This is a genomic window from Serratia sp. TMDUHS_CL (genome assembly GCF_037137105.1).
GTDB classification, from domain to species: Bacteria; Pseudomonadota; Gammaproteobacteria; order Enterobacterales; family Enterobacteriaceae; genus Serratia; species Serratia nevei.
In genome coordinates, this window is the sequence record NZ_JBBBDV010000003.1 from 1 (window position 1) to 21,258 (window position 21,258).

Consider the following 21,258-nt stretch of genomic DNA (forward strand, 5'->3'; position numbering starts at 1 on the left):
AGACATAACGAAACTCCAGTACGGTTACAGTTGAGCGACCAACATGTCTTCCAGCTTCTGCTGGTCGACGGCGAACAGGCGAATGCCTTCGGCGAGTTTTTCCACCGCCATGGCGTCCTGGTTGTGCAGCCAGCGGAACTCCGCTTCGGCCAGCGGGGCAGGTTGATGGAAGCCCTCGGTAGACGGGGTCAGCTTGCGCTCGACCGGCTGGTCGCTGTTTTTCAGCTGCTCCAAAAGGTTTGGTGCGATGGTCAGGCGATCGCAGCCGGCCAGCGCCAAAATCTGCTCAACCTTACGGAAGCTGGCGCCCATGATCACCGTCTGGTAACGATGACGCTTGTAGTATTCATAGATGGTACGCACCGACTTCACGCCCGGATCCTGATCGGCATCGTAGTCGGCGGCAGGCTGTTTGGCCTGGTACCAGTCATAGATGCGGCCGACGAACGGCGAGATCAGATACACGCCGGCTTCGGCGCAGGCGCGGGCCTGGGCGAAGGAGAACAGCAGCGTCAGGTTGGTGTTGATGCCTTCTTTTTCCAGCTCTTCGGCGGCTTTGATGCCTTCCCAGGTGGAAGCCAGTTTGATCAGGATGCGCGATTTGTCGATGCCCTGTTCCTGATACATGGCGATCAGCTTGCGCGCTTTGGCGACGCACATGCCGCGATCGAACGACAGGCGGGCGTCCACTTCGGTGGAGATGCGGCCCGGCACGCTTTTGAGGATCTCGACGCCGATATTGACCGCCAGCTTATCGCTGGCGTTGATCAGCTGGGTTTCCTTGCTGCCGCCCTGACGACGGGCGTAATCCAGCGCTTCGGCGATCAGCGCCTTGTACTGCGGCAGCGCGGCGGCTTTCAGGATCAGCGAAGGGTTGGTGGTGGCGTCCTGGGGTTCGAACTGGCGGATGGATTCGATATCGCCGCTGTCGGCGACCACCGTGGTCAGCTGCTTGAGTGCGTCTAATTGATTCATTAATAAGCTCCTTGACCAAGCTCAACGTAGGGAAATGAGAACCTTTTTCATCATAGGGGGAACACACTGCATCATCGGGTCGGGAATGAAAATGCGCTTTTTCTGATTGTTGCGATGGATAATAACAATGAATGCCGAATAAACCCAGGCGGGGCGCGGCTTGCGGCGGTGGTAGGCGAAGGGGGCGGTAGCGCAAGAGCCAAAAAAAGAAGGGTTCAGCGCCAGGCTGAACCCTCAAAGATCGTCTCATTTGGCCGATTATTTGCTCAGGTTGACATCGATCGCCTGGTAGAAGGCGTTGGCGGTGTCGGCTATATCCCACACGGCAAGGATCACGTGCGAACCGCTGCGGTCTGCCGGTATATTGCACTGGTGGGTCACCTGTGCGGCAGGGATGGCGCCGCCGTCGTTGAACTGGCAGAACGGCGTCAGGTCAAAGGAGGCGCGGGTCAGCGGCTGGGAAGCGTCCCAGTTCGGCTTGGTGATGAAATAGCGCCAGCTGGTGGTGCTGTGACGCGCGGTCAGCTTCCAGGTAAAGGAGTTTGGGCCGGTTTTCAGGTTGAGCTTGTTCCAGCGCGTCGGCGTTTGCTGATCCAGTTCGAAGAAGGTGGACTTGTCGGCGCTGGCGATATGACCGTCAGCCGGGCCGGCCTGCGGGAAGCCTTTCAGGCCTTCGACGCTCTGCGGTTCATACTGCACGCTGCCGCACTGGGTGTTGAGCTGCAGTTTGCACTGATAGGCACGGCTGGCCGGCGATTCGACGTAACCGTGGGCATTCGCCTGTTGCGAAACGCCGAACATGGCCGCGCTCAGCAGGCCCAGAGAAAGCAGGGTACGGGAAGTTTTGTTCATAAGTCACTCCTGACTGAAATTATGTTGTAAGTTGAGCGTATTTCACCGACAAAATGAGAGGCTAATAACGCAATTAGAAATAACCCTGTTTGTCGGCTTGTTTTATTTTTATCATTCTGGTTGTGCAGCAGAGCGGAATGTTTTAGCGGCTATTAACGAAAATTATTATGATGACGATCTTTGATCGTTAGGCTGAATTTATTTAACTGTCACAGTGTAAAAGCACGGCGCTATGATGAAATTTATATCATGTAGTGATGAATAGTATTTAAGATAGCGCTCTCATTTATGAAGTATATTGCTTGTTGCCTTGAGTACCCTTGTTCGACTTGATCGATTTTTGTGCGCCACCACCTCGGGAATTTAGTGTCATTTTTCTTATTTTATTTTAAAGAGGAATTTGTATGACTAGATTATCCCTGGACGCGATTAAAATAATCAGCACCATCAAGAGCACCGGCTCTTTCTCTATGGCGGCGGAGGCGCTGCATAAAACGCCTTCGGCGATCTCTTATCGGGTTTCCAATATTGAAAGTAAACTCTGCGTGAAACTTTTTCATCGCAATGGCCCCATGATTACCCTGACGGATGAAGGGGAATTTCTCCTGCAGGAGGGCAGCTGGATATTAAATGCGGTGCAGGATCTGGAAAGCCGGGTGCGTAACATCCCCAAGCTGGACAATAATATCCGCCTGGCGGTAGACACCTTCTTCCCACTGGAGACCCTGACGCAGGATATCCGCGATTATATTCAGCATTGCCCGAACGCCAATATCTCGGTGCAACGGGAAGCGTTGAACGGCACCTGGGATGCGCTGAAGAACAACCGGGCGGACCTGATCATTGCCATCGGCCAAATTCCCGACAGCGTACAGGCCAAAACCCTGATGCTCGGCAAGCTCAACTTCGTGCTGTGTGTGTCGCCTTCGCATCCGTTCGCGGCGCAGAGAAAGCCGGTGTGCAAGAAGCAGCGCTTGAACGACATCGTGGTGGTGATCGCCGACAGCAGCCATGAGCTGCCTAAACGCAATCACGGCACGCTGCCTCTGCAGCGCCAGCTGGTGGTGTGCGACGTGGAAAGCAACCTGGCGCTGCTCAAACGCGGCATCGGCCACGCTTTTCTGCCGCCTGCGCTGATCGAAAAGGAATTGGCCAACGGCGAACTGGTGACGGTGCCGGTGGAAATGCAAAAGGGCGACGAAATGATTTGGCTGGCGTGGCACCCGGCCAGCAAGGGCGCCGGATTTAGCTGGTGGCATGAGCGGCTGACGCGCAAAAGCGATGTTTACAGCCTGATGGGCCGGGAAGTGGTGCGGGATGGCGGGTATCCTTGGTGCCACAACTGAAGGAATAGAGACGAAGGGACGCGAAAATCAAACGGTTAACTCAATGAAAACCCCGCAGCGTTCGGCTACGGGGTTTTTTATGGCTTACGCCACGCGGCCTACCTTCAGCCAGGCGCTGTCGGAGCCGGGCGCGGAGGTGATGTAACCCCACTTGGTCTGCCAGACATAACCCTGATAGGACACCAGCGCGCCCTGCGCATAAGTGGTGCCCGGCACATAAGCCGGCGCGGTCATGATCGGCAGGTTGCCGGGGCCGACGCCGGTGTAGCGCAGGCCGGTACCCATATCCAGCTGGCTGTCGTCATAGTCTGCGGCGTTGAAATAGCGATCCAGTGCGGCCAGCAGATCGCCGTTGCGGTTGTCCTGCCCCAGATGCCAGAACATCACGCCGCCCAGCTGCTGTTGCTTGATGTACTTCGCTTTGTATTTGAAGCTTTCGGCATCGTCATAGGTGACGAACAGCCCGTTCTGCGCATGATACAGGTAAGGGGTTTTGGTCTTGTCGTTCCACAACCGCTGATAGCCGTAGTTGCCCTGTAGCATCTGCTCCAGCTGGCGATAGGAAGCGATGCGCGGATCCTTGTCGCGCACGCACTCTTCGCAACCCACCAGCCAGTAATCGGTGTTCGGATACGGATCTTCACCCGGCGTGCTGTGGCTGCTGTACTGGCCGCCGTTGCTGCCGCTGACGCCCTTGAAGGCGCGACCGTAGAAGGGGACGCCCATCACGATTTTGGCGCTTGGCACGCCTTCCATCATCAGGTGTTGCTGCACCGCGGCGTCGACCGTCAGGCTGAACGGGCTGGGGAAGGCGCGGGTCAGCTCTTCCCAGCTCCAGCCCAGATTGGCTTCGCGCAGCGCGTTGTAGAAGGTCGGCCCGGCCGCGTCGCCGAACAGCGCCGCCTGGTGGTTGGTGATCTTCTCCCAGGGGCCGGCCAGATCGTAGGTCATCAGGTTGATGTAATCGAGCGGCGCGACGATCTGCGCCAGCTTGCTGTAATAGCGCGACAGGAAGAAAGCGCCGCCGGCGCCGGCGATGGTCAATTGATACGGCAGCGTCTGGCGGCCGTCGGCGACGGTTTGCTGGTTCAGCAGGGTGCGGATCTCCTGCAGCGCGGCAATGAAACCGTCCACTTCTGAGGCTTGCGGATACTCCCAGTCGATGTCCACGCCGTCGAAGCCGTAATCCTTCATGATGCGCACGCAGGATTGGGCAAACTTGGTGCGCGACGCTGGGGTTTTCACCGCGTTGACGTAGTTGGCGTGCGACACGCCCAGATCGTTGGAGTAGTACCAGCCGCCGATGGAGAACATGATGCGCAGGCTGGGGTTGTGCGCTTTGAGCGCGGTCAGGCGATTGACCACATCACGCGCCTTGGCGTCGTTGGTGGCCGGATCCCAGGCGCATTCCAGATTGCTGTTGATATCCAGGAACGAGAAGTTGATGTGCGTCAGCTGTTTGGCTTTGGCCGGCGTGATGTTGGAAACCGGGAACGGCACGACAGACGTATCGGTCTCGGTGTAATTATTGATTTGGTTGGTCGGAATAAAATAATACCCAATAACGGCTTTGCGTGTGGACATGGTATTTCTCCAGGGTGGCTGTTTTTATGTTGGGGAACTATTTCCCGCAGACATTAATGTTTATTTTTAGTGAAAACGAAAGTCGAAATAAATCACGATAACAGTGAATTTTTATTCACTGCCGTACACATTGGCGGTTATGCGTTGTGCCAGCGCTCAGCATGAATGAATTCGACCATAGGGCCTGTATTTATTCATTTGCTTTGTCATAGCATCCTTAACTAGATTCTGATTATCCGATGTCCCACCGGCCGTTATTGGCATTTAATTAAAAATAAAAAAGGAGATGAGCTATGTCCAGCATAGAGCCTGACGCTGTTGGCTTAATAGTCCAGCGAGTATGTGAATATCTTCAGCCGGTATTGAACGCCATTTTGGCCGGCGTGATGGCGCTATTGCACGGTGCCTATCGCAACGTGGGTATTCGGCGCCGTTTATTGAATGCGGCGATGTGTGCGTTATTGGCCTGGACGGTGCGCGATGCGCTGGCGTTGATGGGCCTGGAATTAAATTGGGCGAATTTGGCCAGCGTACTGATTGGTTTTATGGGGGCGGATTACATCAACGCCTTAATTAAAAAATTCATCGGCAAAAAGACGGGGTTTAAAAATGTTAAATGACATCGAAGAGATTCGCTTTACCGCCCGCAGCGAAGATAACCTGCGCGGCGTGCACCCGGATCTGGTGCGCGTTATTCGTCTGGCGCTGCGTTATTCGCTGGTGCCGTTTTCCGTCAGCGAGGGGCTGCGCAGCATGGTGCGCCAGCGGGAAATGGTGCGCGCCGGCAGCAGCCAAACACTGCGCAGCCGCCACCTGACCGGCCACGCGGTGGACGTGGTGGCGATGCCGGCGGGCGTGGTCTCCTGGGAGTGGGATTACTACGCGCAGATCGCGGTGGCGGTGCGGCGCGCGGCGCGTGAATGCGGCATCAACGTCGAATGGGGCGGCGAATGGAAAACCCTCAAGGATGGCCCGCACTTCCAACTGCCGTTCCGGGACTACCCGGCATGAGCGGTTGGCTGCAAAAACTGATGCAGGGCGGCTTGCTGCTGTTGTTGCTGGCGGCAATCTGCCTGGGTGGCTATAGCTCGCTGCTGTCGCACCAGTTGGCGTCTGCGCGGCAACAGGCGGCAGAGCTGCAGAAAAGCCTGGCGCAGCAGGCCGGACTAATCGCCACCCTGCAGACTCAGGATGCGCAAAACCGTGCGCTGATGGCGGCGCAGCAGCGGCAGGAACAGCAGCTGCGCCAACAACACGAGGCTTATCAGAGGAAATACCGTGAAGCGATTAAAAACGATCCCTGCGCTGCTCAGCCTCTGCCTAGCGCTGTGCTTGAGCTCCTGCGCCCGGCCGCCGCCGCCGCAGGCCGTGCCGCTGTTGCCCCCTGAGTCGGTGTTTGCGCCTTGTGAGCAACCGCAGCTGCAAGGGGAGACCTGGGGCGATGCGGTAAGCTATACCCTGGCGTTACAAACCTCGTTACACATTTGCGCCGGTCAGGTAGAGACGCTCAACGCCTGGCGCGCCACGCTGCCGCCATACTGATGGCGGCGCTTCTCCGACTCGTCTTGCGATCCTTTTTTTACTTTTAAAACGGTCTTTCGGCCAAGGTTATGGTCCGCTTCAAAGTTTGTGATGTTTCTCTCACTATACTTCAAGGCTGTGCCCTGTCATTGTACTTGGGCGCCATGGCCCACGGCAGGGCGCAGCCTCAAAGCCTTACCTCAACATAAAAGCAAAAAACAAAGGAATCCATAATGGACGAACAGCTCAAACAGAGTGCCCTTGATTTCCATCAGTTTCCTGTCCCAGGGAAGATCCAGGTTTCCCCTACCAAACCGTTGGCGACCCAGCGCGATCTGGCGCTGGCCTATTCGCCGGGCGTCGCCGCGCCTTGCCTCGAGATCGCCGAAGATCCGTTGGCAGCCTACAAATACACCGCGCGCGGCAACCTGGTGGCGGTGATTTCCAACGGCACGGCGGTACTGGGTCTGGGCAATATCGGCGCGTTGGCCGGTAAGCCGGTGATGGAAGGCAAGGGCGTTTTGTTCAAGAAGTTTTCCGGTATTGATGTGTTTGATATCGAAGTGGATGAGCATAACCCTGACAAGTTAATCGACATTATCGCCGCGCTGGAACCGACCTTCGGCGGCATCAACCTGGAAGACATCAAGGCGCCGGAGTGTTTCTACATCGAACAGAAACTGCGCGAGCGCATGAAGATCCCGGTGTTCCACGACGACCAGCACGGCACGGCGATCATCACCACTGCGGCGGTGCTCAACGGCCTGCGCGTGGTGAAGAAGAATATCTCCGACGTACGCCTGGTGGTGTCCGGCGCCGGCGCGGCCTCCATCGCCTGCCTGAACCTGCTGGTGGCGCTGGGGCTGCGGCAACAGAACATCACCGTTTGCGACTCCAAGGGCGTCATCTATAAAGGCCGAGACGCCAATATGGAGCAGACCAAAGCCGCCTACGCCATCGAGGATAACGGCCAGCGCACGCTGGGCGACGCCATCCCGAACGCCGACATCTTCCTCGGCTGCTCCGGCCCGGGCGTCCTGACGCAGGATATGGTGAAAACCATGGCGCGCGATCCGCTGATCATGGCGCTGGCCAACCCGGAACCGGAAATTCTGCCGCCGCTGGCCAAAGCGGTGCGCCCGGACGCCATCATTTGCACCGGCCGTTCCGACTACCCGAATCAGGTGAACAACGTCCTGTGCTTCCCGTTCATTTTCCGCGGCGCGCTGGACGTGGGCGCCACCACCATCAACGAAGAGATGAAGCTGGCCTGCGTGCATGCCATCGCCGATCTGGCGCTGGCGGAGCAGAGCGACGTGGTGGCTTCCGCGTATGACGATCAGGATCTCTCCTTCGGGCCGGAATACATCATTCCGAAACCGTTCGATCCGCGTTTGATCGTCAAGATCGCGCCGGCGGTGGCCAAGGCGGCGATGGAGTCCGGCGTGGCGACGCGCCCGATCGAAGACTTCGACGCCTATGTGGAGAAGCTGGCGGAGTTCGTCTACAAAACCAACCTGTTCATGAAACCGATCTTCTCGCAGGCGCGCAAAGAGGTGAAGCGGGTGGTGCTGGCGGAAGGCGAGGAAGAGCGCGTGCTGCACGCCACGCAGGAGCTGGTGTCGCAGGGGCTGGCCTTCCCGATCCTGGTCGGCCGCCCGAGCGTGATCGAGATGCGCCTGAAAAAGTTGGGCCTGCAGCTGACGCCGGGCAAAGATTTCGAAGTGGTGAACAACGAGTCGGATCCGCGTTTCAACGAATACTGGGGCGAGTACTACCAGATCATGAAACGCCGCGGCGTTTCGCAGGAACAGGCGCGGCGCGCGGTGATCGGTAACCCGACGCTGATCGCCGCCATCATGCTGCACCGCGGCGAAGCGGATGCGATGATCTGCGGCACCATCGGCAGCTACCATGAGCATTACGACGTGGTGAAGAACGTGTTCGGCTTCCGTGAAGGCGCGCACGTCGCCGGCGCGATGAACGCGCTGCTGCTGCCGAGCGGCAACACCTTTATCGCCGACACCTACGTCAACGACGATCCGACGCCGGAACAGCTGGCGGAGATCACCCTGATGGCGGCGGAAACCGTGCGCCGCTTTGGTATCGAACCTAAGGTGGCGCTGCTGTCTCACTCCAGCTTCGGCTCTTCCGACTGCCCGGCGGCGCGCAAGATGCGTAAAACGCTGGAACTGGTGAACGAGCTGGCGCCAGAGTTGGAGATCGACGGCGAAATGCACGGTGACGCCGCATTGGTGGAAAGCATCCGTCACGATCTGATGCCGGACAGCCCGCTGAAAGGCTCGGCCAACCTGCTGATCATGCCGAACATGGAAGCGGCGCGCATCAGCTACAACCTGCTGCGCGTCTCCTGCTCGGAAGGGGTGACCGTCGGGCCGGTGCTGATGGGGGTCGCCAAGCCGGTGCACATCCTGACGCCGATCGCCTCGGTGCGCCGCATCGTCAACATGGTGGCGCTGGCGGTAGTGGAAGCCCAGACCGAACCACTGTAAGCCCGGGTTGAGTGACTGGCCCCCTGCGCCGTTGGCGCCGGGGGCTTTTTTATTTCCAGCGGACGTGGTACAAATAATCGTCAAATATGTACATGTACAGGTAAAGAAAATGACTACGATTAGCTACACGGCGGCGAGAAACAATTTGGCCGAGGTGCTTTTGGAAGCGCAAAAACAGCCGGTGGAAGTGACGCGCCGCGGACACGATGAGGTTTACATCATCAGTAAGGCCGACTATGAGGTTTTGGTCAAAGCCAAAGTGAAAGCGCGCATTCAGGCTAAACACGCGGATACGATTAAGGCGCTGGCGAATAGATGATCTTTTTGACCGCAGAGGATATTGCGGAGTTCAATGCTGAAATTGTGCCTCACGGCCGCCAGGAAGGCAGCAAAGTTGAGGCTGTAGCCAACCGCGTGCTCAATGCTTACCACTACGAGAACGTCACAGACGTTTACCGCTTGGCCGCGCTCTATCTCATCGCCATCAGCCACGGTCACATTTTTCTTGATGGCAACAAACGTACGGCCTTCCAAAGCATGGCGCTATTTCTCGGTATTAATGGCATTGCACTGCGGGAAGACGCAGAACTGGTCGAAATTACGGTTGAAGCAGCTCAAGGCCGCCTCAACGTTGAACAAGCTGCTGAACACTTACGCCGGCTAACCGAATAACCCCCCTTGCTCATTTCTTACAGCGCGCGGCGATGGCGCGGATATCCTGCGGGGTGGTGCGGCAACAGCCGCCGATCAATTGTGCGCCGAGCGTGCGCCACTCCGTCGCCTGATCGGCCAGGCTGCCGTGCTCGCCGCCGCAGGCGTGCCAGGTTTTGCTCACCGCATCGTAGTGCTCGCCGGAGTTCGGGTAAACCAGCAGCGGTTTGTCGGCCAGCGCGCTCAACTGACGCAGTGCCGGGGCGACCTTGTCCAGCGCGATGCAGTTGATGCCGATCGCCAGCACCTGCGGGTTGCCGCGCAGCGCGGACAGGACCTCCGTCAGCGGCGTGCCGTCGCTGAGATGTTGGCTGTCGCGCAGGGTGAAGGCGAACCAGGCGCCGAGCGTCGGAAATTCCTGCAGCAGCGTCAGCAGCGCCTGCAGTTCGGTGAACGACGGCAGCGTTTCGCAGGCCAGCAGATCGACGCCGGCGGCGGCCAGGGCTGTGAGGCGGGGCCGGTGGAAGGCAATCATGTCATCCTGCGCCAGCCGGTAGTCGCCGCGGTATTCCGAGCCGTCGGCCAGATAGGCGCCGTACGGGCCCACCGAACCGGCGATCAGCAGCGGCGCCGCCTGCGGGTGCGCGGCCAGATAATCGCGGCGCGCGCGTTGCGCCAGCCGCACGCTTTTGGCGATCAGCGCCAGCGATTGCTCCTGATCCAGGCCGCGGCGCAAGAAGCCCTGCGGCGTGGCCTGATAGCTGGCGGTGATGGCGCAGTGGGCGCCGGCGTTGAAATAATCGAGATGCACCTGATAGATAAGCTCGGGATTTTCAATCAGCACCTTGGCCGACCACAGCGGATCGGTCAGATCGCAGCCGCGCGCTTCCAGTTCGGTAGCCAGCGCACCGTCCAGGATCAGCGAGGGGTGTTCGGCCAGCAGGCGGGCGACGGGGTTATTAACCGACATGTTGTTCTCCCAAAGCGGTTTTTTGCCCGGCGCGCCGGGTCAGGAAATAGGTGAGGTAGCACAAGGCGACGAACGGCAGCCCGCAGTAGAGCGCGATGCGCTGCTCCGGATCGAACGCCAGCCCGATGCAGGCCAGCAGGCATAGTGCGAAGCCGAGGATCGGTGTCAATGGGTAGCCGGGCGCACGGTATTTCAGGCCGCTTATCGGCTGGCCGCTGCGCAGGTAGGCACGGCGGAAAGCAAAGTGGGCCGCGCAGATGCTCAGCCACACCGCCACCACCGCAAAACCGGAGATCGCCGACAGGGCGACAAACACCGTGTCCGGCGCGATCACGCTGGTCAGCAGCGCCAGCACGCCGCCGAGCATGCTGAAGGTCAGGGCGTTGATCGGAATGCCGCGCGCATTGACGCGCGCAAAGTAGGCCGGCAGGGTGCGCTGGTGGGCCAGCGACCACAGCATGCGCCCTGAAGCGTACAGGCCGGAGTTGGCCGCCGAGAGGATGGCGGTCAGGATCACGAAGTTGAAGATATCGGCGGCGTAAGGCACGCCGATGCGTTCAAACACCAGCACGAACGGGCTTTTGACGATCCCCGCCTGATCCATCGGGATCAACGCCGCCAGCACGAAGACCGTACCGATAAAGAACAGCATCAGGCGGATCACCGTAGTGCGGATCGCCAGCGGCACGACTTTTTCCGGGTTCTCGGTTTCACCGGCGGCGATGCCGATCAGCTCCGTACCGGAGAAGGCGAAGTTCACCGCCACCATGGTCATCAGGATCGGCAGCGTGCCGTGCGGCAGCCAGCCGGAAGCGGTCAGGTTATGCAGGAACGGCGCCGGCGTGCCGTCTTTCATCGGCAGCAGGCCGAACATGGCGGCGCCGCCCAGAATGATAAACGCCAGAATGGTCACCACTTTGATCAGCGAAAACCAGAATTCGCTTTCGGCGAAAAAGCGGGTGGTCACCACGTTAAGCAGGAAAATGGCCGCACAGAAGATCAGGCACCATAGCCACACCGGCGACTGCGGGAACCAGTACTGCATGCAGAATCCGGCGGCGGTCAGGCTGGAGCCGAGCGCCACCGTCCAGGTGAGCCAATACAGCCAGGCGACGGCATAGCCGGTGGCCGGCCCCAGATAGCGCGAAGCATAGACGTGAAAAGCGCCGGTTTCCGGCATCGCCACCGACAACTCGCCCAGGCACAGCATCACCAGATACACCACCAGCGCACCGATCAGGTAGGCCAGCAGCGTGCCGAGCGCCCCAGTGGTGGAGATGATGTAGCCGGTGTTGAAAAACAATCCGGTGCCGATCACGCCGCCCAGCGACAGCATCACCAGGTGCCGGGCCTTCATGCTGCGTTTGAACTGTCCTGCGGCGGGTGCCGATGGTTGCATAATAATCTATCCGTATAGACGTCTAAATATCTGAATGGCTATTGGTTATACCCGCAATGCTTTTTCAACGCAATGCGCAGCCGGCGATCGGTGCGTAAAAAAATCGTTAAGTCGGATCTATATGCAAATGATAATTATTATCTATAATGTCGCCATTTTCGTTAATGGGGCAACATGATGAGATACCTGATTTTATTGGCGGCGTTGGCGCTCGGCGCCTGCAGCCAGGCGCCGGTGAAGGCGCCGGCCAACGACGTCGCGAGTTTGGGGAGCATCACCGATCTGCACAGCGGCGCGACCCTGACGCCTGAGCAGCTGTTGACGCGACTGGCGCAGCAGCCGCGGGTGATCCTGGGGGAGAAGCATGATAATCCTTACCACCATCAGATTGAGCAATGGCTGGTGCAGCAGCTGCCGCTGCGGCGGCCGCAGGGCAGCGTGCTGATGGAGATGATCAACCCGAACCAACAGGCGCAGGTCGACAAGGTCAAGCAGTGGTTGCAGAGCGATCCCACGGTGCGTGACGGCCGCGTAGCGGAGCTGATCGCCTGGCAGCCGGGCTGGAAGTGGGAGCTGTATGGCGGGGTGACGATGGCGGCGATGTGCGCGCCTTACCCGCTGTGGTCGGCCAACCTGGATCGCAGCGAGATTACGGCGTTCTATCAGCAACCGCAGTTCCCGGCGGGGCAGTTATCGGCGCAGCCGGCGGTGCGCAAGGCGCTGGAAGAGACCATCCGCACTTCGCACGGCGGCCAGATTGAGGCCGACCAGCTGCAGGCGATGTTGGCGATCCAGCAGCAGCGCGACCGGCGCATGGCGGAACGTCTGCTGGCGGCGCCGACGCCCGCGCTGCTGATCGCCGGTGGCTATCACGCCGCCAAATCGGTGGGGGTGCCGCTGCACGTGCGGGATCTGCAACCGGCGGCGGCGCCGACGGTGCTGATGTTGGCGGAGCCGGGCGTACAGGTCGATGCGAACACCGCAGACTACCTGTGGATCACACCATCAGTGAAATGAATACGTTAAGACAGTGAAAAGGGGTGTTAATTATATTTGCAAATGATTATCATTAGTAAATGTGATCTGCAATCATTCGCAATTAAGCAAGCTAATGCCCCTATGTTAAGTCAGTCTTACTCCCTCCCGGCCTTTGAACTGCCGCAGCCGCGCTGGGCGCGCGGCCTGCTGCTCGCCCTGGCGGCGCACGCGGCGTTGGTGCTGCTGTTTTACTGGCCGCAGACGGCGCTGGAGCCGGTGGTACTGCCACCGCCGGCGGTGATGATGAGCTGGGCAGCGCAGATTGAAGCGCCGGAAAGCAAGCCGCTGCCGCTGGGCGTGCAGCAGGCGGAATCCGCCGCGGCGCAGCCTGCGGAGCAGCAGCAACAGCCGGATCTGCCCAAGCTGGCGCGCGCCGATAAAGCGAAAATCGTGACGGCGCAGAAGAAGCGCGCCGAACACCGCCCCCCGCAAAAATCGCAGCCGAAGCCGCAGGAACAGGCCAAAGAGACGCGCAATGCCGCCGCGTCCAGCGCCGCCGCGCCGCAGGCGCAGACGCTTTCCCATCAGACCGCCGCACCGATCAACAGCGACGCCAACAGCAACGCGCAGGCCAAACTGTCGTGGGAAAGCCTGGTGAAAGGCAAACTGAACCGCATCAAGGATTACCCTTTGGATGCCCGCAGCCGCCGGCGCAGCGGCATGCCGCAGGTCAGCTTCAGCGTCGACGCGCAGGGGCGGGTCTCGAACGTCATGCTGCAGGTGCGTTCCGGCACCGCGTCGCTGGATCGGGAAGCGGTGGCGGTGGTGTCACGCGCCCAGCCGTTGCCGCCGCCGCCGCCGGAGATGCTGCAGCAGGGAGCCGTCAAGGTGACGATGCCGATCGATTTCAATCTGGCGGAGCTGAATGCCCGCCGTTAATGCCCGCAGGCGCCGCATCGCCGTCGTGCGCCTCTTCAAACTTCGTGAGGGATTATGAATCCGCTGTTATTCACCCCGCGCCGTCGCATCGCGGCCGCGCTCTGGCTTTCTTTAGGCATCGCCGGCGCCGCGCTGGCGCAACCGCAGCTGCCATTGGCGGAACGCGCGCCGAAAGCGCTGACGGCGCACGGCGAGACGCGCACCGACGATTACTACTGGCTGCGCGACGACAACCGAAAAGAGCCGAAGGTGCTGGACTACCTGAAGGCGGAGAACCGCTACACCGAGCAGATGATGGCGCCGTACCAGAAGCTGCGCGCCACGCTGTATCAGGAGATGCTGGGCCGCATGAACCCTGACGATCGTTCGGTGCCGTATCAGCTCAACGGCTATCGCTATCAGGAAAGCTACGCCGCCGGTAAAGATTTCGCGCTGTATCAGCGCCAGGCGCTCACCGCCGACGCGCCGTGGCAAACCTTGCTGGACGCCAATCAGCGCGCGGCCGGCCACGCCTACTATCGCCTGGGGGCGATGGACGTCAGCCAGGACAACCGCCGGCTGGCGGTGGCCGAAGATCTGCAGGGTCGCCGCCAATACCGCATCTCCCTGCGTGAGATAGGCAGCGAACGCTGGTCGCCGGAAACGCTGGAAAACACCTCCGGCAACATGGTGTGGGCCAACGACAACCAAACCCTGTTCTACGTGCGCAACCACCCGCAAACGCTGTTGCCATACCAGGTTTATCGCCATCAGTACGGTACGCCGACGGCGGAAGATAAGCTGGTGTACCAGGAAAACGATCCGGCGTTCTACCTCAGCCTCGGCCGCTCGTCCTCGCGCGATTACCTGATTCTGACCATCAGCGGTAACACCACCTCCGAGGTGCGCCTGATCGACGCCAACCAGCCGCAGCGCGAGCCGCAGCTGTTCGCCGCCCGGCAGAACGGCCGCGAGTATTACCTCGATCACTACCGCGGCGAGTTCTACCTGCGTTCTAACCATCAGGATCCGAACTTTGGCCTGTACCGCACGGCGGCGGCGGGCAAACCCTGGCAGACGCTGATCGCGCCGCAGGCGCAGCACGAGGTGGAGAGCTTCAGCCTGTTCCGCGACTGGCTGGTGGTGCAGGAGCGCGCCAACGGGCTGGTGCAGCTGCGGCAAATCAGCTGGGACGGCAAAACCGAGCGCGCCATCCCGTTCGACGACGCCAGCTACATGGCCTGGCTGGGCTATAACCCCGAGCCGGACAGCGATCGCTTGCGCTACGGCTATTCGGCGATGACCACGCCGACCCGCACCTATGAGTGGGATCTGAACAAGGGCGAGCGCACCCTGCTGAAGCAGCAGGAGGTGAAAGGCGTCGATCCCAGCCTGTATCACAGCGAGCGTATCTGGGTCACGGCGCGCGATGGCGTGAAGGTGCCTGTCTCGCTGGTGTACCGCACATCGCTGTTCAAAAACGGGCATAACCCGCTGCTGGTGTACGGCTATGGCGCTTACGGCATGAGTATGGATCCGGCGTTCAGCGCCAACCGCATCAGCCTGCTGGATCGCGGCTTCGTCTATGCGCTGATCCACGTGCGCGGCGGCGGCGAGCTGGGGCAGAGCTGGTACAAACAGGGTAAGCTGACGCACAAACCGAACAGTTTCAACGACTTCATCGACGCCACCCAGGCGCTGATCAAAGACGGCTACGGCCAACCGGGGCGTATCTACGCCATGGGCGGCAGCGCCGGCGGCTTGCTGATGGGGGCGGTGATCAATCAGGCGCCGCAGCTGTACAACGCGGTGGTGGCGCAGGTGCCGTTCGTCGACGTGGTGACCACCATGCTGGACGACAGCATTCCGCTGACCACCGGCGAATACGAGGAGTGGGGCAACCCGCACCAGCCGGCCGCCTATGCGCTGATGAAATCCTACAGCCCGTACGACAACGTGCGCCGGCAGCATTACCCGAACCTGCTGGTCACCAGCGGCTTGTACGACTCCCAGGTGCAGTATTGGGAGCCGGCCAAATGGGTGGCGAAGCTGCGGCGTTTCAAGCAGGGCGATTCGCTGCTGCTGCTCTCCACCGACATGACCGCCGGCCACGGCGGCAAATCAGGCCGCCTGGCGCGGCTGGAAAACGGCGCGCTGGAGTACGCCTTTATTCTGGCGGCGGACCGGCAGGCGCAGAAATAACCTTTAGCGCCGCAGCACGCTGCGGCGCAATAAAACAATAACAACCTTTTACCGCGCTTTCGGCGGGCTTTTTGCTGGGCATTGTCGGCCATCAAACCTTATTGGCTATTTCTGGGAATATATGAAAATCAAAATGATAGCGAGCCTGATCGGCGCGGGACTGGCGCTGTACGGGCAGGCTGCGGCCGCGCAGGAACAGGCGGGAAATAATAAAGGCAGCGTGGCGTTCAGCCCGCTCAACGTCTCGGCCGCCGACAGCGGCAAGAGCAGCGAAAAAGAGGCGTTGGCGAGGCCAGGCGCGTTCAGCTCGCGCGATGAAAACAAAAATCTGGAGTCGGTGGACAGCATTCTGCGCAGCATGCCGGGCACCTATACCCAGATCGATCCCGGCCAGGGATCGGTCAGCGTCAATATTCGCGGCCTGAGCGGCTTTGGTCGGGTCAACACCATGGTCGACGGCATCACCCAAAACTACTACGGCAACTCGCCGAGCGATGCAGCGCACGGGGGATTGCCCACCAGCCAGTTCGGGGCGCTGATCGATCCTAACTTTATCGTCGGCGTCGACGTGGCGCGCGGCAACGCCACCGGATCCGCTGGGGTGAACGCCCTGGCGGGCAGCGCCAATTTCCGCACCATCGGCGTGGATGACGTGGTATTTTCCGACAACCCGTTCGGCGTGCGCACCAAATTCTCGGTGGGCAATAACGGCATCGGCCGCAGCGGCATGATCGCCGTGGGTGCCAAAACCGCCGCCTTTGCCGACGGCGGCAGCCTGGGGGCGATGGCGGCGATCAGCGGCAGTTCCATCACCTCCAACTACAAAAACGGCGCTGGTTTCGACAGCGAGATGTTCAACGTCGATAAGACCTACCGCCAGAACCCGAAATCCCAGCTGTTTAAGGTGGACATCAAGCCGGATGCCTTCAACAGCATCGAACTGTCGGCGCGCAGCTACCAGAATAAAATCACTCGCCGGCACATTGACAGCGACGATTTCTACCTTAAATACCACTACGCGCCGTTCTCGGAGCTGATCGATTTCAACCTGACCGCCAGCACCAGCCGGGGTGAGCAGAAATTCATGTCCGACAACATGGCGGGCTTCAGCGACAGCACGGCGAAAAACATCTCCGATGCGCTGGATATCAACAACACCAGCCGTTTCAGCCTGCAGGACGTCGATTTCGCCTTCAGCTACGGCGGCAAGCTGGTGCACAACGAGTATAAGAAAAAGGCCTCCGGCTTGGTGACGGATGACAATCAGGCGGAAAGCATGCCGGTGGGAATGTCGGGCAAGCAAGATATTTCCAGCCTGTATAGCGGGTTGCAGGCCAACTACGGCATCTGGCAGGGGAATTTCGATCTGAACTACACCGCCTATCGCCTCTCCGGCTATAAGCCGGCCTGTGACGAGCGCGTAGAGTGCTTCCCGCAGGGCGCCGGCAATATCACCCGCAACGAACACGGCTCCAACCCGTCGGTCATGCTGTCGGCGCAGGTGACGCCGTGGCTGCAGCCGTTCGTCAGCTACAGCAAGTCGATGCGCGGGCCGAATATCCAGGAGGTGTTCTTCGCCAACAGCGAAGGGCAATCGATGAACCCATTCCTCAAGGGAGAAAAAGCGGAGACCTGGCAGGGTGGTTTCAACGCCAACGCCCACGATCTGTTGTTCAAGCAGGACAGTTTCCAGCTGAAAGCGGTCTATTTCGAAACCAGGATCAAAAACTACATTTCCAGCCAATCCTACCTGGTGTGTAAAAATCGCCAGAAGTGCAATCGCTCGCAGGCGACGCAGGAAGAGTGGGATAACGCGGACGCCAACGTCAAAATGACCATGTACAGCAACGCTCCCGAGCCGGTCAAAATGCGCGGGGTGGAGCTTGAAGCGCTGTACGACGCCGGTTTCGCCTTCACCAAACTGTCGTTAAGCAAGGAGCATACTTCCCAGCCGACCAACCAGGCCAGCAACGAATTCGGCGCGGGCGATGTCAGCGAACTGCCGGAGTTCTACTTCACGCTGGACAGCGGGGTGCGCCTGTTGGACGAGACGTTGACGCTGGGCGGGGTGGTGAAATACACCGGCAAAGCGGTGCGCCTGTCGCCTGATTCCACTCCCGATGAAAACGAACAGTTGATGAAGGAGCCGGCGCCGCATATTCCGACCATTATCGATCTGTACGGCACCTATCAGGTGAATCGCAATCTGCTGCTGAAGCTCAGCGTGCAAAACCTGATGGACAAAGACTATTCGGACGCGCTGAACAAGATGAACTCGCTGCCGTCGCAGTCGCAGGACTTCACGCCGACCAACACCGCCCGTGGGCGCACCTATATCTTCGGCGGGGAGGTGCGCTTCTAAACCGCAGCAGAGCAGGGCGCAGTCACTGCGCCCGCTTTGCCTGCAGCAGCCATTTGTCCAGCTCGTTGGCGAACTGCTGGCGGTCGCGCTGGTTCAGGGCGTTCGGGCCGCCGGTCTGGATGCCGCTGGCGCGCAGGGTATCCATAAAATCACGCATGTTGAGACGCTCACGGATGGTGTCCGGCGTATAGCGTTCGCCGCGCGGGTTCAGCGCCACCGCGCCTTTCTCTATCACCTCCGCCGCCAGCGGGATATCGGCGGTGATCACCAGATCGCCGGCTTCGCAGCGGCGCACGATCTCGTTGTCGGCCACGTCGAAGCCGGCCGCTACCTGCAGCGAGCGGATGTACTTCGACGGCGGCGTGCGCAGCGGCTGGTTCGCCACCAGCGTCACGGTGATGGCGGTACGATCGGCGGCGCGGAACAGCACCTCTTTGATCACGTTCGGACAGGCGTCCGCATCGACCCAAATCTGCATCATTTCGGCTCCTGCAGCCAGTCGCGCACCGGCAGGAAATCGCGCGCCAGCGCCGCTTCCGGGCTGTCGCCTTCCGGCTGGTAGTTATATTCCCAACGCACCAGCGGCGGCATCGACATCAGAATGGACTCGGTGCGCCCGCCGGTTTGCAGCCCGAACAGCGTGCCGCGATCCCACACCAGGTTGAACTCCACGTAGCGGCCGCGACGGTACAGCTGGAACTGGCGCTCGCGCTCGCCCCAGCTCAAGGCCTTGCGTTTTTCGACGATCGGCAGATAGGCGTCGAGGAAGCCCTGGCCCACCGCGCGGGTGAAAGCGAAGCAGTGGTCGAAGTCCGGGGTGTTCAGATCGTCGTAGAACAGGCCGCCGATGCCGCGTGCTTCGTTGCGATGCTTGATGAAGAAGTAATCGTCGCACCATTGCTTGTATTTCGGGTAGACCTCGTCGCCGAACGGCGCACACAGATCGGCCGCGGTGCGGTGCCAGTGCACGGCATCCTCTTCAAAGCCGTAGAACGGCGTCAGATCAAAGCCGCCGCCGAACCACCACACCGGCGCTTCGCCCGGTTTTTCGGCGATGAAGAAACGCACGTTGGCGTGGCTGGTGGGCACGTAAGGGCTGAGCGGATGGATAACCAACGAGACGCCCATCGCCTGGAAGCTGCGCCCGGCCAGTTCCGGACGGTGCGCGGTGGCCGAGGCCGGCAGGGTGGCGCCGGAGACGTGCGAGAAGTTGACCCCCGCCTGTTCGAACACCGCGCCGTTGGTCAGCACGCGGCTGCGGCCACCGCCGCCTTCTTCACGCGTCCATTGGTCTTCGGTGAACACGGCGCCGCCGTCGGCCTGGGCGAGCTGCGCGCAGATGTGATCCTGCAGCGCCAGCAGGAAGGATTTTACTTCAGCGATGTTAGGTAAACTCATGCGGGGTCTTTATAGCGTCTGGCTGAACAAGGCGCTGAGTATACTCTTATTCGCCGCCCGCGGCATCAGCGGGGTTTGCGCTGGTGGGCGTCGAAGTAGTCGAAGAAGTTGACGATGCCGTCCGCGATGGCGCGGGCTATTTTCTCGCGAAACGCGGTGGTGCCCAGCAGCCGCTCTTCGTTCGGGTTGGTGATGAACGAGGTTTCCACCAGCACCGAGGGAATGGACGGGGATTTTAACACCGCGAACGCCGCCTGTTCGGTGCTGTCGCTGTGCAGGTGGTGGACTGGGCGAATTTGGCCGAGCACGTGGCGGCCGAGCGTCAGGCTGTTGTTGATGGTGTCGGTTTGCACCAGATCGAACAGCACCTGCTGCAGGTAGTTGTCCTGATCCTTGTATTTGCCGCCCGCCACGTCGTCGGCGGCGTTTTCACGGTTGGACAGGTAGCGCGCCATGGCGCTGCTGGCGCCGCGGTTGGACAGGGCGAACACCGAAGCGCCGGAGGCCGATGGGCTGGTAAAGCCGTCGGCGTGAATCGAAATGAACAGGTCGGCCTGGTGCTGGTGGGCGATCTCCACCCGCTGGAACAGCGGAATGAATTCGTCTTCTTCGCGCGTCAGGCGCGCCTCGACGTGATCATGCTCATGCAGAAAACGGCGCACGTGGTTGGCGATTTCCAGCACGATGTGTTTTTCCTGCGAGCCTTCGTGGCCGACCGCGCCGGAGTCGATGCCGCCGTGGCCGGGATCGATCATCACCAGCTTTTTGCCGCCGGCCGGTTTCGCCGCCGGTTTGCTGTGCTGATTGCGCAGCAGGCCTTCCGCCCTGGCGCTGCGGTTTTTCACGCCGAACAGCGCTACCGCCAGGCCGGAAAGCAAAAGTTGGCGTCGCGTCGGGGAAACGGCAAGCGGCTTAAAATTGAGGAATTGTTTACCCTGCTTTTTCATTACGCAACGCTCCATCGACGTTTCTATTTTGCGACGTTATATCGTATTGATAATCATTAATCGACCCGATAACTATTTCCATTTATTACGCCTGTTACCGGCGATTTCTGGGCAAATAGCGCGGTAAATCGCAGTTTGATATTGCGTAAGTGAATAATCACGCGATAATCAGATAAACACCTTAATTAACAGCGGCCAACATCGATGGAAATTCGCGTATTTCGACAAGACGACTTTGAAGAGGTCATTACCCTGTGGGAGCGCTGCGATTTGCTGCGGCCCTGGAACGATCCGGAAATGGACATCGAGCGCAAGCTGAACCACGATCCGGAGCTGTTCCTGGTGGCGGAAGTCGGCGGCGAAGTGGTCGGTTCGGTGATGGGCGGTTATGACGGCCACCGCGGCTCGGCGTATTACCTCGGGGTGCATCCCGACTATCGCGGGCGCGGCATCGCCAATGCGTTGATCAATCGTCTGGAGAAGAAGTTGATCGCCCGCGGCTGCCCGAAGATCCAGATTATGGTGCGCGAAGACAACGACACGGTGGTCGAGATGTACGAGAAGCTCGGCTACGAGATCCAGGGCATCACCAGCCTGGGCAAGCGGCTGATCGAAGATCAGGAATATTGATCGAGCGGCGGG

General features: G+C 60.0%; 21 protein-coding genes. 13 read left to right on the forward strand and 8 right to left on the reverse strand.

Translation table 11 applies throughout. The features are described from left to right. Positions 1 to 24: 24 nt before the first annotated feature. Both tal and WCL58_RS07075 read right to left on the reverse strand, forming a co-directional pair. Positions 25 to 975 carry a transaldolase gene (gene tal / locus WCL58_RS07070; RefSeq protein ID WP_060419797.1) on the reverse strand — a complete coding sequence of 317 codons (951 nt, stop codon included), beginning with the start codon at positions 973 to 975 and terminating at the stop codon, positions 25 to 27. A gap of 258 nt (positions 976 to 1,233) precedes the next feature. Then, entirely contained in the window at positions 1,234 to 1,827 is a 594-nt protein-coding gene (locus tag WCL58_RS07075) for a lytic polysaccharide monooxygenase (protein ID WP_004936574.1), read from the reverse strand. 404 nt (positions 1,828 to 2,231) lie between these two features. Here WCL58_RS07075 and WCL58_RS07080 point away from each other — a divergent pair, with 404 nt between their 5' ends. Continuing rightward, positions 2,232 to 3,173, forward strand: coding sequence for a LysR family transcriptional regulator (locus WCL58_RS07080; RefSeq protein WP_180547558.1), 942 nt, complete (start codon positions 2,232 to 2,234; stop codon positions 3,171 to 3,173). Between the two features lie 84 nt (positions 3,174 to 3,257). On the opposite strand, the gene WCL58_RS07085 is transcribed toward WCL58_RS07080, so the two are convergent. Continuing rightward, complete coding sequence (locus WCL58_RS07085; RefSeq protein WP_336850783.1) at positions 3,258 to 4,757, reverse strand: glycosyl hydrolase family 18 protein; 1,500 nt, start codon at positions 4,755 to 4,757, stop codon at positions 3,258 to 3,260. 293 nt (positions 4,758 to 5,050) lie between these two features. Here WCL58_RS07085 and WCL58_RS07090 point away from each other — a divergent pair, with 293 nt between their 5' ends. From WCL58_RS07090 to WCL58_RS07120, 7 genes are all read left to right on the forward strand, one after another. Next, positions 5,051 to 5,377: a phage holin, lambda family gene (locus WCL58_RS07090; RefSeq protein WP_033643982.1), complete on the forward strand. Its 327-nt coding sequence runs from the start codon at positions 5,051 to 5,053 to the stop codon at positions 5,375 to 5,377. Further along, positions 5,367 to 5,768: a M15 family metallopeptidase gene (locus WCL58_RS07095; protein ID WP_336850784.1), complete on the forward strand. Its 402-nt coding sequence runs from the start codon at positions 5,367 to 5,369 to the stop codon at positions 5,766 to 5,768. Before WCL58_RS07090 ends, WCL58_RS07095 begins: the two co-directional genes overlap by 11 nt. Beyond that, positions 5,765 to 6,145, forward strand: coding sequence for a DUF2570 family protein (locus tag WCL58_RS07100; protein ID WP_180547556.1), 381 nt, complete (start codon positions 5,765 to 5,767; stop codon positions 6,143 to 6,145). Before WCL58_RS07095 ends, WCL58_RS07100 begins: the two co-directional genes overlap by 4 nt. Then, positions 6,126 to 6,299 carry an Rz1-like lysis system protein LysC gene (lysC, locus tag WCL58_RS07105; protein ID WP_180547555.1) on the forward strand — a complete coding sequence of 58 codons (174 nt, stop codon included), beginning with the start codon at positions 6,126 to 6,128 and terminating at the stop codon, positions 6,297 to 6,299. Before WCL58_RS07100 ends, lysC begins: the two co-directional genes overlap by 20 nt. Positions 6,300 to 6,511: 212 nt before the next feature. Further along, positions 6,512 to 8,791 carry an NADP-dependent oxaloacetate-decarboxylating malate dehydrogenase gene (gene maeB / locus WCL58_RS07110; RefSeq protein ID WP_038881248.1) on the forward strand — a complete coding sequence of 760 codons (2,280 nt, stop codon included), beginning with the start codon at positions 6,512 to 6,514 and terminating at the stop codon, positions 8,789 to 8,791. 109 nt (positions 8,792 to 8,900) lie between these two features. Continuing rightward, positions 8,901 to 9,110, forward strand: a complete 210-nt coding sequence (locus tag WCL58_RS07115; protein WP_004936539.1) for a type II toxin-antitoxin system Phd/YefM family antitoxin — start codon at positions 8,901 to 8,903, stop codon at positions 9,108 to 9,110. Further along, entirely contained in the window at positions 9,107 to 9,463 is a 357-nt protein-coding gene (locus tag WCL58_RS07120) for a type II toxin-antitoxin system death-on-curing family toxin (protein WP_025303801.1), read from the forward strand. The genes WCL58_RS07115 and WCL58_RS07120 overlap by 4 nt, the downstream gene beginning before the upstream one ends. Before the next feature lie 10 nt (positions 9,464 to 9,473). Here WCL58_RS07120 and mmuM read toward each other — a convergent pair whose 3' ends face one another. Further along, the gene (mmuM, locus tag WCL58_RS07125; RefSeq protein ID WP_336850787.1) at positions 9,474 to 10,412 is read right to left on the reverse strand and encodes a homocysteine S-methyltransferase; all 939 of its coding nucleotides are present in this window, start codon (positions 10,410 to 10,412) and stop codon (positions 9,474 to 9,476) included. Next, the gene (gene mmuP, locus WCL58_RS07130) at positions 10,402 to 11,811 is read right to left on the reverse strand and encodes an S-methylmethionine permease (protein WP_047730133.1); all 1,410 of its coding nucleotides are present in this window, start codon (positions 11,809 to 11,811) and stop codon (positions 10,402 to 10,404) included. Before mmuP ends, mmuM begins: the two co-directional genes overlap by 11 nt. A 177-nt stretch (positions 11,812 to 11,988) precedes the next feature. On the opposite strand from mmuP, the gene WCL58_RS07135 reads away from it, so the two are divergent. From WCL58_RS07135 to WCL58_RS07150, 4 genes are all read left to right on the forward strand, one after another. Continuing rightward, positions 11,989 to 12,828 carry a ChaN family lipoprotein gene (locus WCL58_RS07135; RefSeq protein ID WP_336851038.1) on the forward strand — a complete coding sequence of 280 codons (840 nt, stop codon included), beginning with the start codon at positions 11,989 to 11,991 and terminating at the stop codon, positions 12,826 to 12,828. Positions 12,829 to 12,930: 102 nt separating this feature from the next. Beyond that, on the forward strand, positions 12,931 to 13,728 hold the full coding sequence (locus WCL58_RS07140) for an energy transducer TonB family protein (RefSeq protein WP_063988887.1): 798 nt from the start codon (positions 12,931 to 12,933) through the stop codon (positions 13,726 to 13,728). Positions 13,729 to 13,782: 54 nt separating this feature from the next. Then, on the forward strand, positions 13,783 to 15,909 hold the full coding sequence (locus WCL58_RS07145; protein WP_336850789.1) for a S9 family peptidase: 2,127 nt from the start codon (positions 13,783 to 13,785) through the stop codon (positions 15,907 to 15,909). A gap of 121 nt (positions 15,910 to 16,030) precedes the next feature. Next, entirely contained in the window at positions 16,031 to 18,271 is a 2,241-nt protein-coding gene (locus WCL58_RS07150; RefSeq protein ID WP_336850791.1) for a TonB-dependent receptor domain-containing protein, read from the forward strand. A 22-nt stretch (positions 18,272 to 18,293) separates the two neighbouring features. Here WCL58_RS07150 and WCL58_RS07155 read toward each other — a convergent pair whose 3' ends face one another. The 3 genes from WCL58_RS07155 to amiA all read right to left on the reverse strand — a co-directional run bounded on the left by WCL58_RS07155 (position 18,294) and on the right by amiA (position 20,616). Further along, positions 18,294 to 18,749: a YaiI/YqxD family protein gene (locus tag WCL58_RS07155; RefSeq protein WP_004936514.1), complete on the reverse strand. Its 456-nt coding sequence runs from the start codon at positions 18,747 to 18,749 to the stop codon at positions 18,294 to 18,296. Next, on the reverse strand, positions 18,749 to 19,669 hold the full coding sequence (hemF, locus tag WCL58_RS07160; protein WP_060439263.1) for an oxygen-dependent coproporphyrinogen oxidase: 921 nt from the start codon (positions 19,667 to 19,669) through the stop codon (positions 18,749 to 18,751). The genes WCL58_RS07155 and hemF overlap by 1 nt, the downstream gene beginning before the upstream one ends. A 65-nt stretch (positions 19,670 to 19,734) precedes the next feature. Then, on the reverse strand, positions 19,735 to 20,616 hold the full coding sequence (amiA, locus tag WCL58_RS07165) for an N-acetylmuramoyl-L-alanine amidase AmiA (RefSeq protein ID WP_047730137.1): 882 nt from the start codon (positions 20,614 to 20,616) through the stop codon (positions 19,735 to 19,737). A 204-nt stretch (positions 20,617 to 20,820) separates the two neighbouring features. Between amiA and WCL58_RS07170 the strand changes: the two genes are divergently transcribed. Continuing rightward, on the forward strand, positions 20,821 to 21,246 hold the full coding sequence (locus WCL58_RS07170; RefSeq protein WP_004936504.1) for a GNAT family acetyltransferase: 426 nt from the start codon (positions 20,821 to 20,823) through the stop codon (positions 21,244 to 21,246). The last annotated feature ends 12 nt before the right edge of the window (positions 21,247 to 21,258 follow it).

Coding starts and splice junctions, on each gene's coding strand:
- hemF (WP_060439263.1), bottom strand. CDS start 19,669: ATGAGTTTACCTAACATCGCTGAAGTAAAATCCTTCCTGCTGGCGCTG.
- maeB (WP_038881248.1), top strand. CDS start 6,512: ATGGACGAACAGCTCAAACAGAGTGCCCTTGATTTCCATCAGTTTCCT.
- WCL58_RS07115 (WP_004936539.1), top strand. CDS start 8,901: ATGACTACGATTAGCTACACGGCGGCGAGAAACAATTTGGCCGAGGTG.
- WCL58_RS07085 (WP_336850783.1), bottom strand. CDS start 4,757: ATGTCCACACGCAAAGCCGTTATTGGGTATTATTTTATTCCGACCAAC.
- WCL58_RS07080 (WP_180547558.1), top strand. CDS start 2,232: ATGACTAGATTATCCCTGGACGCGATTAAAATAATCAGCACCATCAAG.
- WCL58_RS07170 (WP_004936504.1), top strand. CDS start 20,821: ATGGAAATTCGCGTATTTCGACAAGACGACTTTGAAGAGGTCATTACC.
- tal (WP_060419797.1), bottom strand. CDS start 975: ATGAATCAATTAGACGCACTCAAGCAGCTGACCACGGTGGTCGCCGAC.
- WCL58_RS07100 (WP_180547556.1), top strand. CDS start 5,765: ATGAGCGGTTGGCTGCAAAAACTGATGCAGGGCGGCTTGCTGCTGTTG.
- WCL58_RS07090 (WP_033643982.1), top strand. CDS start 5,051: ATGTCCAGCATAGAGCCTGACGCTGTTGGCTTAATAGTCCAGCGAGTA.
- mmuP (WP_047730133.1), bottom strand. CDS start 11,811: ATGCAACCATCGGCACCCGCCGCAGGACAGTTCAAACGCAGCATGAAG.
- WCL58_RS07155 (WP_004936514.1), bottom strand. CDS start 18,749: ATGCAGATTTGGGTCGATGCGGACGCCTGTCCGAACGTGATCAAAGAG.
- WCL58_RS07150 (WP_336850791.1), top strand. CDS start 16,031: ATGAAAATCAAAATGATAGCGAGCCTGATCGGCGCGGGACTGGCGCTG.
- WCL58_RS07135 (WP_336851038.1), top strand. CDS start 11,989: ATGAGATACCTGATTTTATTGGCGGCGTTGGCGCTCGGCGCCTGCAGC.
- WCL58_RS07145 (WP_336850789.1), top strand. CDS start 13,783: ATGAATCCGCTGTTATTCACCCCGCGCCGTCGCATCGCGGCCGCGCTC.
- amiA (WP_047730137.1), bottom strand. CDS start 20,616: ATGAAAAAGCAGGGTAAACAATTCCTCAATTTTAAGCCGCTTGCCGTT.
- WCL58_RS07095 (WP_336850784.1), top strand. CDS start 5,367: ATGTTAAATGACATCGAAGAGATTCGCTTTACCGCCCGCAGCGAAGAT.
- WCL58_RS07140 (WP_063988887.1), top strand. CDS start 12,931: ATGTTAAGTCAGTCTTACTCCCTCCCGGCCTTTGAACTGCCGCAGCCG.
- mmuM (WP_336850787.1), bottom strand. CDS start 10,412: ATGTCGGTTAATAACCCCGTCGCCCGCCTGCTGGCCGAACACCCCTCG.
- WCL58_RS07120 (WP_025303801.1), top strand. CDS start 9,107: ATGATCTTTTTGACCGCAGAGGATATTGCGGAGTTCAATGCTGAAATT.
- WCL58_RS07075 (WP_004936574.1), bottom strand. CDS start 1,827: ATGAACAAAACTTCCCGTACCCTGCTTTCTCTGGGCCTGCTGAGCGCG.